This window comes from Aeromonas sp. MR7 (assembly GCF_963899385.1).
Taxonomy (GTDB): Bacteria; Pseudomonadota; Gammaproteobacteria; order Enterobacterales; family Aeromonadaceae; genus Aeromonas; species Aeromonas bestiarum.
Genome location: NZ_CAWQXH010000050.1, coordinates 167,261 through 181,735 on the forward strand (window position 1 = coordinate 167,261; position 14,475 = coordinate 181,735).

Here is a 14,475-nt window from a genome sequence, read left to right on the forward strand (position 1 = left end):
GGGGGCTGATGCGTGGGCTCAGGGCGCCACATAGACTGTCTCGCCCTGAAACACCGTCTGCTCGATTCGGGTATCGGCGATCTGCTCCGGGGTGCCAGCCTCGACCAGGGCGAACAGATCCCTGTCCAGCACGATGAAGTCGGCCGACTTGCCAGCCTCGATGGAGCCGGTGATCTCCCCCTGACGTACCGCCCTGGCACCATTGATGGTGTAGGCGGCCACTATTTCGGCGAGCGAGGTACGCTGGTTGGCGCGAAAATCCTCACCGCTTCCCGCCGCTTTGGCGATGCCGGCCGCCATGTTGACGAAGGGGCGGGGATCCCGGCTGTCCACGGGGGCGTCGCTGCCCGCCACCAGGATGGCGCCCGCCTTGCGCGCACTTTCCACCGGATAGAGCGCATCGTGCAGATAGCCCAGGGGGTCATACAGCGCCTCGCGCAAGGATTGTCCCGCGCGGGTGGGCTGGATGAAGGGGGTCACCAGCATGTCGTAGGCGAGCTGGGGCGTGGTCCAGGCGTAGGTGAAGGTAAGGTAGAGACCGAGCTCTCCCAGCCTTTTCTGATCGTCGGGGTGCACCACCTGCAGGTGAGCCAGGGTATGGGGGATCCCCTTGTCACCGTTGCTGGCGCGGGTGGCTTGCAGCGCATCCAGCGCCATCCGGGTGCTGCGATCGCCGATGCTGTGCATGTGAATGCTGAAACCGGCCCGATCGAGGGCGGTGACATAGTTTTTCAGGTCGGCGTCCCTGTAGTTGACGATGCCATTGCTGCCCGCATCCTCGCTATCGGCCGTGATGCTCACCTGCTCGGTGGCGAGATCCATGGCCAGGTGCGGGTTCTGGTAGTTTTCCAGCATGCCCGCATTGGGCAGGAAGGGCGGGGCGGTAAAGGGATCCCCTTCCAGTACGCCATCGAGGAAGATCTTGACCGCATCGGCCTTGATCAGGGGATTGTCGGCAAAGGCGCTCCTGACCTGGCTGGCCTTGGCCAGATGGCCGGCTATGTCCAGTTTGCCGCTGTAGTCATCCTGGTGAAAGCAGGTGGCTGCCGTGATGCGCATGTGCAGCAGCCCAAGCGACTGCATCTTGAGCAGCCGCTGACGGATGAAGTCGGTGGCGCAGGCATCCTGCACGCCCGTGATGCCACGGGAGGCCATCAGGGTAGAGATGGCGGGCAGGATCTTGTCGTACTGGCTGGCGGCCTGCTCATCGCTGGCGCTGAGCACCCCGGTGTCGGGTACCGGTATGGCGCTGCGGGCACCCTCCCGGATCACCCCGCTGGTCAGATCCACGTAGGGAATAAAGGCCTCGAACACCCCGCCCGGTGCCAGGGTCACACTGTTGAAACCCACGGTATTGCCATCCTGATCCTGCGCGCTGGCCAGCGCCTGCGAGTTGTAGGCGCTGGCGTGCCCATCGGCCCCGAGCAGCACCACAGGGTTGTCCGGCGCCACTGCGTCCAGGGTGGCCAGCAGGGTAGCGTAGTTCGCAGTCGGGGTATTGCCATCGTAGGGGGACCACTGATTGACCGCCAGCCACTCCCCCTTGGTGGGGGCGTAGCGAGGCAGACAGGTGCGGATCTTGTCGGCCAGCTGATCCAGCGTGACGCTCTGACCGTCCAGATCGCACATATCCAGCGCCACAGTGCCGAGCAGGTGAATGTGGTTGTCGTGCAGGCCGGGCAGCACCATGCGCCCCTTCAGATCCACGACCTTGCCATCCTTGCCCTGATAGGTCTCGGCCCCCTGGCGTGAGCCCACGTAGAGGAACTTGCCATCGGCGACCACCATGGCGTCGGCAACCCTGCGTTGTCCGTCCTGAGTGTGAATTGTGCCGTTGAGGTAGAGGGTCCGCTGCGCCTCTGGTCCCGTGCTCTCCTGATTGCAGCCGGTCAGCACGCCGGCCACCAGCAGCAGTGCGGCGCTTGTTGTCAACCTAAAACCTGATTGCTTGCCATCCATATGCCATTGCTCTCCCTGGTTATAATGCAGTCTTTACTGCAAATATGAGCACTCTTGTTTATTGCAGCTGTTGGGATAAAAGCCAGCAATTACTGAAAATATTCTTTTTGACTTATATTTTCCTTGTTTCATCATGTAGTTATAAAACCATGCCGCGACCAAGGTGAGGGAGAACCCATGTCAGAACAGCCGTTGCCCGCCGATCTCTGCATGCGGCGCCAACCCAGACAGCAGCGCAGCCAGGAGACGGTCACCCGGATCGAGCAGGCCACCCTGGCCCTGTTGCAGGAGCAGGGCTTTCCGGCGCTCAACACCAACGCCATCGCCACCCGGGCCGGGGTCGGCATCAAGTCGCTCTATCACCTGTTTCCCAACAAGGAGGCCATCATCTGCCGGCTGGCCATGGACTGGCTGGCGGCGGTGTGCGCGGCGCAGGAGGCGATCCGCACCCAGGAGTGCGGCTTGCAGGAGACGCTGTTACTGCTGGATCAGGCGCTGGACGCGCTGGATGCCCGTTTCGTCGGCTATGGGGCGCTGTGGCAGGCGATGGATCTCATTCCGGCACTGCACGAGGTGGAGCGGGTGCATGAGCGAGGCCAGATTGCCTTCTGGTCGGAGCGACTGCGTCATTTCGGCTGCCGTTGGCCCGAGCCCGCGTTGACGGCGCTGGTGCGTTATTTCTACCGGACGGCGGATGTGGTCAAGCAGAGTGCCAAGGAGCAGGGGTCAGAAGGCCAGCGGATGTGGCAGTTGCATCAACAGTGGCTGGGGCAACTGCTGGCGGCGGCCATTGCCGAGCCCGACCCCGAGCGGGTGTGGCAGGCGGTGCCCAGGCTGCTGACGGATACCGCGAGCTGAGAGGGAGTCGAGAGACGGATGTGAAGAGGGAGTGCTAGGCACTCCCTCTGTCATTTGCGACCTTGTGGCAGCCTCAGCCTCAGCCTCAGCCTCAGCCGTAGCGGGCCAGGGTCAGCCCCTCATCGCTGATGGTGGGCGTGTTGCCGCTGATGAGATCCGCCAGCAGCTGGCCCGAGCCTGCCGCCATGGTCCAGCCCAGGGTGCCGTGGCCTGTGTTGAGCCAGAGCCCAGGCACAGAGCTTGGGCCCACCAGCGGGGTGCCGTCCGGCGTCATGGGCCGCAGCCCGGTCCAGAACTCGGCCTGCTGTATGTCGCCCCCCTCGGGGAAGAGATCCCCCACCACCATGGCCAGGGTGTCGTAGCGTTTCGGGTTGAGCGCCAGGTTGAAACCCGACAGCTCAGCCATGCCGCCGACCCGGATCCGCTCATCGAAGCGGGTGATGGCCACCTTGTAGGTTTCATCCAGTACAGTACTGCGGGGCGCGGCATCACGGTTGGTCATCGGCAGGGTGAGGGAGTAGCCCTTGACCGGGTAGACAGGCAGATCGAGCCCAAGCGGGCGCAGCAAGCCGGTGGCATAGCTGCCCAGCGCACAGACGATGGCATCGGCCTTGAAACGCTGCTCACCGGCCCGCACCGCGACGGCGCGTCCCTGAGCCAGTTCAATCTCGTCGATGGCGCAGTTGAAGACAAATTCCACCCCGAGTTTTTGTGCCTCGGCGGCCAGTGCCTTGGTGAAGCGGAAGCAGTCGCCGGTTTCATCACCCGGCAGGCGCAGGCCACCGACTATCTTGCCACGTACCCGTGCCAGCGCCGGCTCCACCCCCTCGCAACCGCTGGCATCCAGCGACTGGTAGGGCACGCCGTACTCTTCCAGCACCTCGATATCCCGTTTGCTGGCATCGAGCTGGATCTCGCTTCGAAACAGCTGCAGGGTGCCGAGCTGGCGTCCCTCGTAATCCAGCGCCAGCTCATCGCGCAGCCCCTTCATGCAGTCGCGGCTGTATTCGGCAAGGCGCACCATGCGCCCCTTGTTGATGGCATAGGCAGCCGGGGTGCAGTTGGCAAACATCTTCAGCATCCAGCGCAGCTGGAACGGATCCGAGGTCGGGCGCACCGTGAAAGGGGCATGTTTTTGCAGCAGCCACTTGGCGGCCTTGAGGGGAATGCCGGGCGCCGCCCAGGGGGAGGCATAACCGGGGGAGATCTGACCGGCGTTGGCATGGCTGGTCTCCAGCGCCACCCCATCCCGTCGCTCCAGCAGGGTCACCTGATGACCCGCCTTGGCCAGATACCAGGCGCTGGCTACGCCAATCACGCCACCACCCAACACCACTATCTTCATCACTCCATCCTTGTCGTCATGCAGGCGCCACCGGCAGATCCTGCTGTTGTTATGAGGGCCTGCCAGCTCCCGTCGCTGCGATTGTTGCTCGCGGACAAGGAGGGGGGCCCAGCGCACAGGCCACACGTTATCACCGGTAGCGTGATCGGCAAATCCACCCGTTTGAAAATGTGATTTATCACTACATTAACATTTGTGGCCAGATGATAATGACGATTAATCACAATAATGTGATGTTTATGACTGCAGCGAGATGCGTTGATGGGGGCCTGGGGTTGGCTGGCTCCGCATTCACCCCATGATCGTCTGCGCGGCCAAGGTAAGGGGATTGTTAAATTTGTGCGCCCGATCGCAACGGCGATGCATGCCGCTTGTCGCCCCCAGCCGCCCCCGCCTAGAGTGGACTGCGCATCGCATGGTGCATGCGCGTTTCACAGGCTCGCTCGTGTTAGACCACCACAGGAAAGGATGTGATGATCCGAACTGCTGACGCCCCATCCGGCTGGCCCACCGCCAGTCCCCACACACTTCCCTGGTATCTGCAAGATATAGTGCTGGTGTGCGACTTCCCTCGCCGCTGATCTCCCTGCGTTAACCCCACTTGTTTTCATTTCATATTGGTGACTGTCGCCAGGCGTTCGCGCGGCTGGTGCAAGGAGAAGATCATGCGTCGTATACCCGAACCGTTTCGTATCAAGATGGTCGAGCCCATCAAGCAGACCACAGGCGCCGAGCGCCGCACCGCCCTCGAGGCCGCAGGCTGGAACCCCTTCCTGCTGCTGGCCGAGGATGTCTATATCGACCTGCTGACCGACAGCGGCACGGGTGCCATGTCGGATCGCCAGTGGGCCGGCATCATGATGGGGGACGAAGCCTATGCGGGCAGCCGCAACTTCGTCGAACTGGAGCGCACAGTGCGCGAGTTGTTTGGCTACCAGCATGTGATGCCGACCCACCAGGGGCGCGGGGCCGAGCAGATCCTCTTCCCCGAGCTGGTCAAGCGCTGCCAGGGCAAGGCGCCTGTGTTCATCTCCAACTACCACTTCGATACCACCAAGGCCCATGTGGAGTTGGCCGGGGCGCGGGCCATCAACCTGCTCACCCCCAGGGCCCTCGATACCACGGCTCCTTATGCCTGGAAGGGGGATTTCGATCTGGGCCGTTTGGCTGACACCATAGAGACAGTGGGGGCCGACAACGTGGCCGCTGTCATCATCACTGTCACCTGCAACAGCGCAGGCGGCCAGCCGGTCTCCATGGCCAACATGCAGGCGGTCTCGGCACTGGCCCGCCGCCACCATATTCCTGTGGTGATAGATGCCGCCCGTTTCGCCGAGAACGCCTGGTTTATCAAGGAGCGGGATCCAGCTTATGCCAACAGCAGCATCCAGGAGATAGTGCGCCAGATGTTTGCCTTGGGGGACATGTTCACCATGTCGGCCAAGAAGGACGGGCTGGTCAATATCGGGGGGCTGTGCTGCTTCAAGGAGGATCTCGACCTGTTCCGCGCCGTGCAGGTGCGCTGCGTGGCGATGGAGGGGTTCGTCACCTATGGCGGCCTCGCCGGTCGCGACATGGCGGCGCTGGCCATAGGCCTGCGCGAGGGGATGGACGAGGAGTATCTGACCTATCGCATCGGTCAGGTGGCCTATCTGGGCGAGCGGTTGGCCGAGGCGGGCATTCCCATCCAGACGCCGACCGGTGGTCATGCGGTCTTTGTGGATGCCAAGAAGCTGCTGCCCCACATTCCGGGGGAGCAGTTCCCGGCCCATGCCCTGGCCTGTGCGCTTTATCTGGAAGGGGGCGTGCGCGGGGTGGAGATAGGCTCCTTGTTGCTGGGACGCGATCCCGCCACCGGCAAGCAGGAGGCGGCGGACTTTGAGCTGTTGCGCCTCACCATTCCGCGCCGGGTCTACACCCGGGATCACATGGACTATGTGGCCGACTGCCTCATTGCCGTCAAGGCGCGGGCCGGCGAGATCCGTGGTCTCACCTTCGACTACGAGCCGCCGCTGCTGCGCCACTTCACCGCGCGGCTCAAGCCGGTCTGACCGGCTACCGGACTGCCGCTGCAGCCAAGTGGCCTAGTCACAACAAGATCCAATGAAAAAGCCCCCGCACCATAGGTGCGGGGGCTTTTTAACGTGAGCGTCTGAAGCGGATTACTGGCTGCTGAACAGCTTGGTCTGGGGACTGGACTGGGCGGTCAGGCTCATGCGGCCCGAGGTCTCCAGCCAGGATTTGATCCGCTTGGCATCCGCCACCCGTGAATTGGGGGTATCGGCATTGAGCAGCACCAGGATCACCGGCTCGCGGTTGATCTGGGTTGCCATCACCAGGCAGCGACCCGCCTCGCGAATGTAGCCCGTCTTGGAGAGGGTGACAGGCCAGCTGCCTTCACGCACCAGACGGTTGGAGTTGAGGTAGTGCAACTGGCGCTTGCCGTTGCGCACCATGCGCTCCTCGGTGGAAGAGTACTGGCGAATGAGTGGATAGGCGGAGGCGGCCGCCACCAGCTTGGCCAGATCATGGGCGCTGGAGACGTTGCGCGGGGTGAGGCCAGTGCTGTCCGCGAACTGGGTGCTCCACATGCCGAGCATGCGGGCCTTGGCATTCATCGCCTCGACAAAGGCGCGCTGGCCACCCGGGTAATTTCTGGCCAGGGCGGAGGCTGCGCGGTTTTCTGACGACATCAGGGCTATGTGCAGCATGTCGGCCCGGCTCAGACGCGATCCAACCGCCAGCCGCGAGCCCGTGCCCTTGAGGCGATCCACGTCGGCCATGGTGACGGTCAGCGTCTCGGAGAGGCGCTGATTGGCATCGAGCACCACCAGCGCCGTCATCAGCTTGGTGATGGAGGCGATGGGCATGACCCGATTGGCGTTGCGCTCGGACAGTACTTCACCGGTGCGCGGATTGGCCACCACGAAGGCGGCCGAACTCAGGGCCAGATCGTTGCGTTGTTCCAGAAAGCTGTTGGGGGAGTGGGACTGGGCTGAAAACGGATTGGCCTGGGCGCTCTCCATGCTGACGGGAACGAGGAAGGCACCGAGCAACAGGGTAAGAAAAGGGCGAATAATCATGATTTGACGCTACCGTACGACTGACAGGGACATTTGGGTAAGTTATATGACGGTAATTGACGCTTCACAACGTCTAATGGCCTGATATTTCAATTTTATGGGATCTTGCGCCTTGAAATGCCCATGTTGACGGCCAAATGGCGACCCGATCCGGGAAATACTCAGCCATGAGCGAGTCTGATGGTCGTCAGCTTCACCCGTCATGGTGGCGCACTATATGCCTGTTATGGCCATGGGTTACCACTCTTTTTACGTCTTATTACGCCTCCGGGGGCCTAACGGCCCGTTAATCCCCCTTGCCGCAGCGCAGGCGGCGCCCCCTGCGTTGAGAGATCCTGCATTTTCAGGCCCCTGTCGCCACTCGCATCAGCGCCGAGGGAGTGCGCTCGATAAAATAGTGCCAGACATGGTCATAGAGCGCCTGCTGGCCGGGGAAACTCACCACTCCCTTGGCCTCGGCCAGGGTGCACCAGCGATATTCGGTGTGCTCGTCATTGAGCCGCACCGGCTGGTTGGGTGGGCAATAGACCACAAAGACGGGCACCATCATCACGGTATTGGTGGCCGCCTCGTAAAACTGTTCCAGATATTGGCCGTTATAGAGCTCGGTGACGGCGATGCCTGTCTCCTCGCCAAACTCGCGAATAATGGTCTGCCAGCCGGTTTCACCCGCCTCGACCGTGCCAGCCACATGGCACCAGAAGCCGCCTTTGACCCGCTTCATCAGCAGTATTTTTATCTGGCCGTCGATTTCCGATAACGCCACACCGGAGACGGCGTGACAGCGAATGGGGATCATGTGTGCACCTTGTCGTTGCTGGCTAAGGGTCTGCATTATGGCGCAGAGAATAGACCATGAATATCCGTTATCGCCTGTCATTGGGCGGCGTGGATCGGCCGCCGGTACGGGCGGCCTCTGGATAGAAAATGGCGATCCGTCCGGCGAGGGGCCACCGGGCCATCTGCCATGGCTCGTCATCCCCCCATGATGCGGGCGGTCTGAATGGCCTGGATCAGGGCGGCGCGGTTGATGCGCGGGCGCTCCTCGTCCAGCAGCCGTTGCCACAGCGCAATAGCCTGGGGATAGCGTCCGTGCAGGAAGTGATCGGCGGCGAGCAGCATCAGGGCGCTCACTTCCCCCTTGTCCAGTGCCAGGGCGGCGTCGAGCAGGCGGCGCGCCTCCGGGGTGAGTTGTTGGCCCGCCTGGTAGTAGCGCACCGTAGCCTGGGCGGCCAGGGTGGCGGCGCTGGCGCCCCCTTCCAGCAGGGCCAGGCGCTGATAGGCGAGCCAGGCGTCCTCGTATTCGTCCCGATACAGATACAACTGGCCGAGCTCGGCCCAGCCATCGAGATCCTGAGCGTTGCTTTGCAGCCGCAGGTGCAGGGCGCCCAGCTCCTTGTCCTGCAGATCCCGCGGGCTCAATCCCGCCAGGGGGTCGGGTCTATCCTGATACGCCCGCCATGCCTGATAGCGGCCTGTGCTGGCATAGACGCCGACGATCAGCGCCAGCAGCAGGGCGCCGAGCAGCAGCCAGGGCAGGGGGCGGCTTGCGGTGTGCGAGCTGGCCACCCGGGCGCGCAAGGCCTGCTCGGTGGCCGGAGTGGCGTTGGCGAGCCGGGCCAGCTCCAGCTCCCGGTAGAGGCGGCTGTGGGGGGCAAGCCCCGCTTGCTGCTCGGCCATGATGAGCCGGTTCAGCTCGGCTCTGGGATCCTGGGCCAGGTTCCCTTGCTCCTTATCGCCAATCAGCGGCATGCGCACCGGCTGTTTGCGCTGCAGGCTGGCGCGCAGGCGAGCAAGCGCCAGCAACAAGAGCAGGGCTGGCCCCCCCCACAGCAGCGCCGTGCTGGCCTTGAAGGGGGGATCGTAGCGCACGAAGTCGCCAAAGCGGCTGGTCATGCGGGCGATCACCTGTTCGTCGCTCTGCCCCTCATCCACCCAGCGGTAGACCTCGAGCCGCAGATCCCGGGCTATGGGGGAGTTGGATTCCACCAGGTTCTGGTTCTGGCACTGGGGGCAGCGCAGGGCGCGGGCGAGATCCTGGGCGCGGCTCTGCAACTCGGGGTGCTGGAACTGATAGGTGTCGACGCCGCTTGCAAGGGCCATGGGGCTGATGAAGAGCACCAACCCAAACAGCAGGGAAGAGATCAGCGTAAAACCCTTCATTGTTTACCCTCCTGCACTTGGGCCTGACCTGCTGTGCTGATGCGGGTCTCGGCAAGCAGGGGCACAAACTGGCGCTGCCAGATATCCGTGGTCAAGAGACCCGTATGGCGGGTGAGCAGGGTGCCATCGGCGGCAAACAGATAGGTCTCGGGCGTGCCGTAGACGCCGAGCTCCAGCGCCAGCTTGCCGTCTGGATCTGCCAGCACGGCGCGATAAGGGTTGCCTGCCTCCTCAAGCCAGGCGCGGGCAGCATCGCCCTTGTCTCTGTAGTTGAGGCCGTAGAGGGGCACTGTCTTGGCCAGCTCGGCGAGCAGCGGGTGCTCGGCGCGGCAGTTGGGGCACCAGCTGGCCCAGACGTTGAGCACGAAGGGCTCCCCCTGGAGCGCCGCTGTGTGGATGGGGTCGCCGCCAAACAAACTATCGCTTTGCCAGGCCGGCAAACTGCGGCCCAGGGTCGCCTCATCCTGACTGTAAGGGTTGTTGCCAAGCCCCAGCCAGAGCAGGACGCCGAGGCACAGGGTCAGCAGCAGCGGCATGAAGAGGCGCAGGCGGGCTCTCATGGTGCCTCCTTGGGGAGCAAGCCCGCGATTTGATGTGCAGAGGTCTGCGGTTGGGCTGCCAGCAATGGCTTGCGCCCCAGCAAACGCAGGGCGCCGCCCGCCATCATCAGCAGGCCGCCAAGCCAGATCCAGCGCACCAGCGGCTTGTAGTGCAGCCGCATGGCATAGGCGTTCGGCCCCATCTTCTCGCCGAGCACCACGTAGAGATCGCCAAACAGCCCCCCCTTGATGCCGGGTTCGTTCATGTTCATGGTGCGCACGCTGTAGTGGCGCCGCTCCGGGGTGAGCCTAGCCACCTCCCGGCCATCCTTGTGCACGCTGACAGTGATGCGCTCGGCCGTGTAGTTGGGGCCGAGCAGCGGCTCGCTCCCCTCATAGCGAAATTCATGGGCGCCGAGCCGGTAGGGCGTATCCGGACTGAGCACAGTGCCCCCCTCCTGGCTATGGTGGCTCACCTGCGCTATGCCGAGGGCGCATACCGCCACCCCGAGGTGGGCCAGCAGGCTGCCGAGCCGGCTGGCACTCAGGTCGCGAGTCTTGAATGAGACATTGAGCAGCAGGCTCGCGATTAGCCAGAGGCTCACCATGTTGGCGATCAGGTTGCTCCAGCCGAGGGTTCCCTGCTCGCGATAACTGAGGCTGAGCAGGCACCCCCCCAGCAGGCCGAGCAGGGGCGGCAGCAGCATCCGCAGACGGGAAGATGCCATCAGCCCCTGCCAGCGCAGGCGCGGGATCTGGGTCATGAGCGCCATCATCACCAGCGCCAGCGGCACGAAAATGGCGTTGAAGTAGGGGGCGCCGACCGACAGGGATCCCAGATGCAGCGACTGGAACACCATGGGGTAGAAGGTGCCGAGCAGCACGCAGGCGCAGGCCACCGACAGCAGCAGTATGGCTGCGCCGAGCAGCCCCTCTTTTGACCAGAAACCGAAGCGGGCGTAAGGGGCACGGGTATCGGCACGCAGCGCGAACAGGGTCAATGCGGTAGTCAGCAGCAGACCGAGCAACAGCAGCAGGGTCAGGCCGCGATTGGGATCCACCGCGAAGGCGTGGACCGAGGTGAGCACCCCGGAGCGCACCACGAAGGTGCCGAGCAGGCTCAGGGCGAAGGTGAAGATGGAGAGCAGCAAGACCCCGTGGCCGTAAGCGCCGCGCTTCTCGCAGACGATAAGGGCGTGTAAGAGCGCGGTTCCCAGCAGCCAGGGCAGCAGGGAGGAATTTTCCACCGGATCCCAGAACCACCAGCCACCCCAGCCGAGCTCGTAATAGGCCCACCAGGAGCCGAGTACGATACCGGCGGTGAGAAACACCCAGGATCCCAGCGCCCAGGGGCGGCTCCAGTGGGCCACGGCGCCGTCCAGTCGGCCCGAGTGCAGCGCCGCCATGGCGAAGGCGAAGTTGGCCGCAAAGCCGACGTAGCCGAGATAGAGCAGGGGTGGGTGTATGATGAGGCCGATATCCTGCAGCATGGGATTGAGATCGCGCCCCTCCAGCGGTCCCGGGAACTGGCGGTCAAACGGGCTGGAGAAGATCAGGGTATAGAGGCCGAACAGCCCGACGATCAGCCCCATGATGGCCACTACCCGAGTGCGGATCAATGGATCGACCCGTGTCGAACAGAGCGCCACCAGGGCGCCCCACAGCCCCAGCGCAAAGACGAAAAAGAGCATGGAGCCCTCGTGGCCGCCCCACACGGCAGCCAGCTTGAAACCCATGGGCAAGGCGCTGTTGGCGTGCTGGGCCACATAGACCAGAGTGAAGTCATCGAGCCCGAAGCAACTGGCAAGCAGCCCCAGCGCAGCCCCGAGCAGGGTGGCATTGAGCAGTGCCAGCGGCTTGGCACAGCCCAGCAGTGTGGGCGATGCCAGCCTCAGACCCAGCCAGGGCAGGGTGCCTTGCAGCAGGGAGAGCGCCGTTGCCAGCAACAGTGAGAGATAGCCGAGCTCAGCCAGCACACAACCTCCGGTTCTACTTATTTGTTCATGTTATGCCGCAGCGTCCGCATCGGGCCGGCGCTGGGGCATAACATCCACTGACTCGACAACAAACAAGCGCCAGTCGCCCGAGGGCGGCTGGCGCTTGTAACCTGTTTCTTATACCACCGTCATCTGGCCGGCATAGAGCACGAAGTATCGCAGCAGCAGTATCCCCACCAGGGTCAGGCTGCACACCAGCACCAGATAGCCGCTCTTTGCCCGCAGGGGCGCAGGGGCCAACAGGCCGACCAGCTGGGGCAGCAGCATGCCGATGCCCACTACCCCGACCCAGAACACCTGGGCCCAGAAGCCGCCGCCGATGGCAGCCCACATGGCCACCTCCTTCTGGCCGCCACCAAAATAGAGACCGGTAAAGAAGCAGACCAGCAGCAGCACCTCCACCGCCAGCACCGGCCGCTCGAAGCGGTGAACAAAGCTCACCCCCAGGCTGTGGTGGTTCTCCTTGAACAGGGTGACCGCCAGCAAGATGGTGGAGGCGATGCCGGAGCTGATGCCGGAGACCAGAAACAGCACAGGCAGCACAGGGTTGTTCAACAGCGGATAGGTCTTGAGCGCCGACAGCAGAAAGCCGGTGTAGGCCCCCAAGAGCACGGCAAGCAGCAGCAACAGCGGTGCCAGCAGCTGCTCGAAGCGTGCCAACAGGGCGATCAGCCCATCCACAAAGGCGAACTTCTCTTTCAGCAACCGGCTGCGAAGGGTCTCGATCTCGGTGCGAAATACCACCGCCAGCCAGGCAAACAGCACCGCCATATAGACCTGGAACAGCATGACCCCCATCGACATCACTGAGTCGAACTGGTAGTGGAACATCAGCTTCCAGAAGGTCCAGGGGCGGGCCAGGTGGAAGATAAGGATCAGTAACCCCAGAACCACGCTCACCGGCGCCAGAATGGCGGTCGCCTTGATGATGCCGCTCTCGCTGCCGGCCCCCTTGCGGCGCAGCAGCACCGAGAGGCTGGTGGCCCCGGCGGAGATGCCGAGCAGGAACAGATAGATGGCGATGGGCCAGTCCCAAACGAGGGAAGGGAAGTGAAATGCGTCATGCCACATGGTCATTCCCTCCATCTGTTACGGCCGGGGTAGATGGCGATGGGGCAAATCCCCACACCAGCGAGGGGAAGTGAAATGCGTCATGCCACATGGTCATTCCCTCCATCTGTTACGGCCGGGGTAGATGGTGATGGGGCAAATCCCCACACCAGCGAGGGGAAGTGAAACGCCGCTTGAATCGTCATGACTTTATCTCCCCTTTGGGCACGCGGTACATCTTGGGCGAGGTGCCGAGCGCCTGCTTGTAGCGATAGGTGGTCTCCTTCACCAGCCGTTTGGCGATGGGGCTGTCTGGGTCATCCAGATTGCCGAATACCAGCGCCTTGGTGGGGCAGGAGACCACGCAGGCTGGCTCCTTGCCCGCCGCCAGGTTGGTCTTGCGGCAAAAGTCGCACTTGTCGGCAACCTTGGTCACAGGGTTGATAAAGCGCACCTGATAGGGGCAGGCGGCGAGGCAATACATGCAGCCGACGCACAAGTCCGGATCCACGTCGACTATGCCATCCTCCTTGCGGATATGGGAGGCGCCGGTCGGGCAGACGTGGACGCAGGGGGCGTTGTCGCAGTGCTGGCAGGACTTGCGAAAGAAGTGGTACTCGGCATCGGGGAAGGTGCCTATGGGGCCGGAGCGGATGATCTCGAGCCGCGAGACCCCTTCCGGCACCTGATTCACCTCCCGGCAGGCATCCATGCAGGCGGTACAGCCGATGCAGGCCGCCTCGTCGTGGATCATGCCATAGCGCACCCCGTCTATGGTCTGGCTGTGGGCGAGGGTAGTGGCAAGGGAGCGGGTCGGCCCCGTCATCATGATGAGGGCCCCCGCGCTCATCCCCGCCATGAAGTGACGGCGAGAGCAGCTCATTGTGCCTCCTTGCCCGGGGTGGCGTTCGCCTTGGCCGCCTTGACGGCTTCATGCTGCTTGCTGTGGCAGTCGACGCAGAGCTTGATGCGGGACTTTTCCGGGATCTCCACCATGGGCTCCTTGGCCGGGTGCAGCTGGTGGCAGCTGGTGCAGGTGAGCTTGGTTGCGTGCACGTCGTGGGCCCAGAGCGCCTCGCGCAGGGGTTTGGGCTCGTGGCAGCTCATGCAGACCCCGTTCTGCTCGGCGATGGGGTAGCTCTCTGTGCTCTGCTTGTCATTGAAGCTGTCACTGAAGCGCATCACGTCCTTGACCCCTTCCCTGTGTTTGGGGGAGGGCTGGCCGTGGCAGTTGGTGCAGGTGACCGGCGCCAGGTTGTTGGGGTTGGTTGCCTGGCCATGCTTGCCGTGCATGCCGTACGCCTGCTCCTTGTGGCAGTCGGTACAGGCCGCATCGGGATTGCGCAAAAACTCCACCTCGTGGGTGGCAGGGAGGGCCGCAGGCGCGCTCGCCGCATCGGCGGCCTGGCCCTGCAGGCTGGTGAGCAGCATGGCTGCCATCAGCATCAGTCGTAAGAAATCCATCGTTAAATCACCCATAG

General features: G+C 63.4%; 12 protein-coding genes. 2 read left to right on the forward strand and 10 right to left on the reverse strand.

From position 1 onward, the window contains the following. Positions 1-18: 18 nt before the first annotated feature. Positions 19-1,959 carry an amidohydrolase gene (locus tag AACW87_RS19635; RefSeq protein WP_241325906.1) on the reverse strand — a complete coding sequence of 647 codons (1,941 nt, stop codon included), beginning with the start codon at positions 1,957-1,959 and terminating at the stop codon, positions 19-21. Positions 1,960-2,136: 177 nt separating this feature from the next. Here AACW87_RS19635 and AACW87_RS19640 point away from each other — a divergent pair, with 177 nt between their 5' ends. Beyond that, complete coding sequence (locus tag AACW87_RS19640) at positions 2,137-2,817, forward strand: TetR/AcrR family transcriptional regulator (protein WP_043557723.1); 681 nt, start codon at positions 2,137-2,139, stop codon at positions 2,815-2,817. 91 nt (positions 2,818-2,908) lie between these two features. On the opposite strand, the gene AACW87_RS19645 is transcribed toward AACW87_RS19640, so the two are convergent. Next, positions 2,909-4,162, reverse strand: a complete 1,254-nt coding sequence (locus tag AACW87_RS19645) for a D-amino acid dehydrogenase (RefSeq protein WP_241325907.1) — start codon at positions 4,160-4,162, stop codon at positions 2,909-2,911. Positions 4,163-4,827: 665 nt separating this feature from the next. Here AACW87_RS19645 and AACW87_RS19650 point away from each other — a divergent pair. Further along, on the forward strand, positions 4,828-6,213 hold the full coding sequence (locus AACW87_RS19650; protein ID WP_241325908.1) for a tryptophanase: 1,386 nt from the start codon (positions 4,828-4,830) through the stop codon (positions 6,211-6,213). 111 nt (positions 6,214-6,324) lie between these two features. Here AACW87_RS19650 and pbpG read toward each other — a convergent pair whose 3' ends face one another. The 8 genes from pbpG to nrfB form a co-directional block, all read right to left on the reverse strand. After that, entirely contained in the window at positions 6,325-7,245 is a 921-nt protein-coding gene (pbpG, locus tag AACW87_RS19655; RefSeq protein WP_043138942.1) for a D-alanyl-D-alanine endopeptidase, read from the reverse strand. Between the two features lie 343 nt (positions 7,246-7,588). After that, positions 7,589-8,044 carry an NUDIX hydrolase gene (locus AACW87_RS19660; RefSeq protein ID WP_241325909.1) on the reverse strand — a complete coding sequence of 152 codons (456 nt, stop codon included), beginning with the start codon at positions 8,042-8,044 and terminating at the stop codon, positions 7,589-7,591. Positions 8,045-8,220: 176 nt separating this feature from the next. Continuing rightward, positions 8,221-9,348, reverse strand: coding sequence for a heme lyase NrfEFG subunit NrfF (gene nrfF / locus AACW87_RS19665; protein WP_445206864.1), 1,128 nt, complete (start codon positions 9,346-9,348; stop codon positions 8,221-8,223). Between the two features lie 56 nt (positions 9,349-9,404). Further along, positions 9,405-9,968, reverse strand: a complete 564-nt coding sequence (locus tag AACW87_RS19670; protein ID WP_241325911.1) for a DsbE family thiol:disulfide interchange protein — start codon at positions 9,966-9,968, stop codon at positions 9,405-9,407. Further along, positions 9,965-11,923 carry a heme lyase NrfEFG subunit NrfE gene (nrfE, locus tag AACW87_RS19675; protein ID WP_241325912.1) on the reverse strand — a complete coding sequence of 653 codons (1,959 nt, stop codon included), beginning with the start codon at positions 11,921-11,923 and terminating at the stop codon, positions 9,965-9,967. The genes AACW87_RS19670 and nrfE overlap by 4 nt, the downstream gene beginning before the upstream one ends. Positions 11,924-12,061: 138 nt before the next feature. After that, a complete protein-coding gene (nrfD, locus tag AACW87_RS19680; RefSeq protein WP_241325913.1) occupies positions 12,062-13,015 on the reverse strand; it encodes a cytochrome c nitrite reductase subunit NrfD in 954 nt (317 codons plus the stop codon). Between the two features lie 181 nt (positions 13,016-13,196). Then, on the reverse strand, positions 13,197-13,877 hold the full coding sequence (locus AACW87_RS19685; RefSeq protein ID WP_241325914.1) for a 4Fe-4S dicluster domain-containing protein: 681 nt from the start codon (positions 13,875-13,877) through the stop codon (positions 13,197-13,199). Then, complete coding sequence (gene nrfB / locus AACW87_RS19690) at positions 13,874-14,473, reverse strand: cytochrome c nitrite reductase pentaheme subunit (RefSeq protein WP_241325915.1); 600 nt, start codon at positions 14,471-14,473, stop codon at positions 13,874-13,876. The genes AACW87_RS19685 and nrfB overlap by 4 nt, the downstream gene beginning before the upstream one ends. Positions 14,474-14,475 lie beyond the last annotated feature (2 nt).

Coding starts and splice junctions, on each gene's coding strand:
- AACW87_RS19635 (WP_241325906.1), bottom strand. CDS start 1,959: ATGGATGGCAAGCAATCAGGTTTTAGGTTGACAACAAGCGCCGCACTG.
- AACW87_RS19640 (WP_043557723.1), top strand. CDS start 2,137: ATGTCAGAACAGCCGTTGCCCGCCGATCTCTGCATGCGGCGCCAACCC.
- AACW87_RS19645 (WP_241325907.1), bottom strand. CDS start 4,162: ATGAAGATAGTGGTGTTGGGTGGTGGCGTGATTGGCGTAGCCAGCGCC.
- AACW87_RS19650 (WP_241325908.1), top strand. CDS start 4,828: ATGCGTCGTATACCCGAACCGTTTCGTATCAAGATGGTCGAGCCCATC.
- pbpG (WP_043138942.1), bottom strand. CDS start 7,245: ATGATTATTCGCCCTTTTCTTACCCTGTTGCTCGGTGCCTTCCTCGTT.
- AACW87_RS19660 (WP_241325909.1), bottom strand. CDS start 8,044: ATGATCCCCATTCGCTGTCACGCCGTCTCCGGTGTGGCGTTATCGGAA.
- nrfF (WP_445206864.1), bottom strand. CDS start 9,348: ATGGCCCTTGCAAGCGGCGTCGACACCTATCAGTTCCAGCACCCCGAG.
- AACW87_RS19670 (WP_241325911.1), bottom strand. CDS start 9,968: ATGAGAGCCCGCCTGCGCCTCTTCATGCCGCTGCTGCTGACCCTGTGC.
- nrfD (WP_241325913.1), bottom strand. CDS start 13,015: ATGTGGCATGACGCATTTCACTTCCCTTCCCTCGTTTGGGACTGGCCC.
- AACW87_RS19685 (WP_241325914.1), bottom strand. CDS start 13,877: ATGAGCTGCTCTCGCCGTCACTTCATGGCGGGGATGAGCGCGGGGGCC.
- nrfB (WP_241325915.1), bottom strand. CDS start 14,473: ATGGGTGATTTAACGATGGATTTCTTACGACTGATGCTGATGGCAGCC.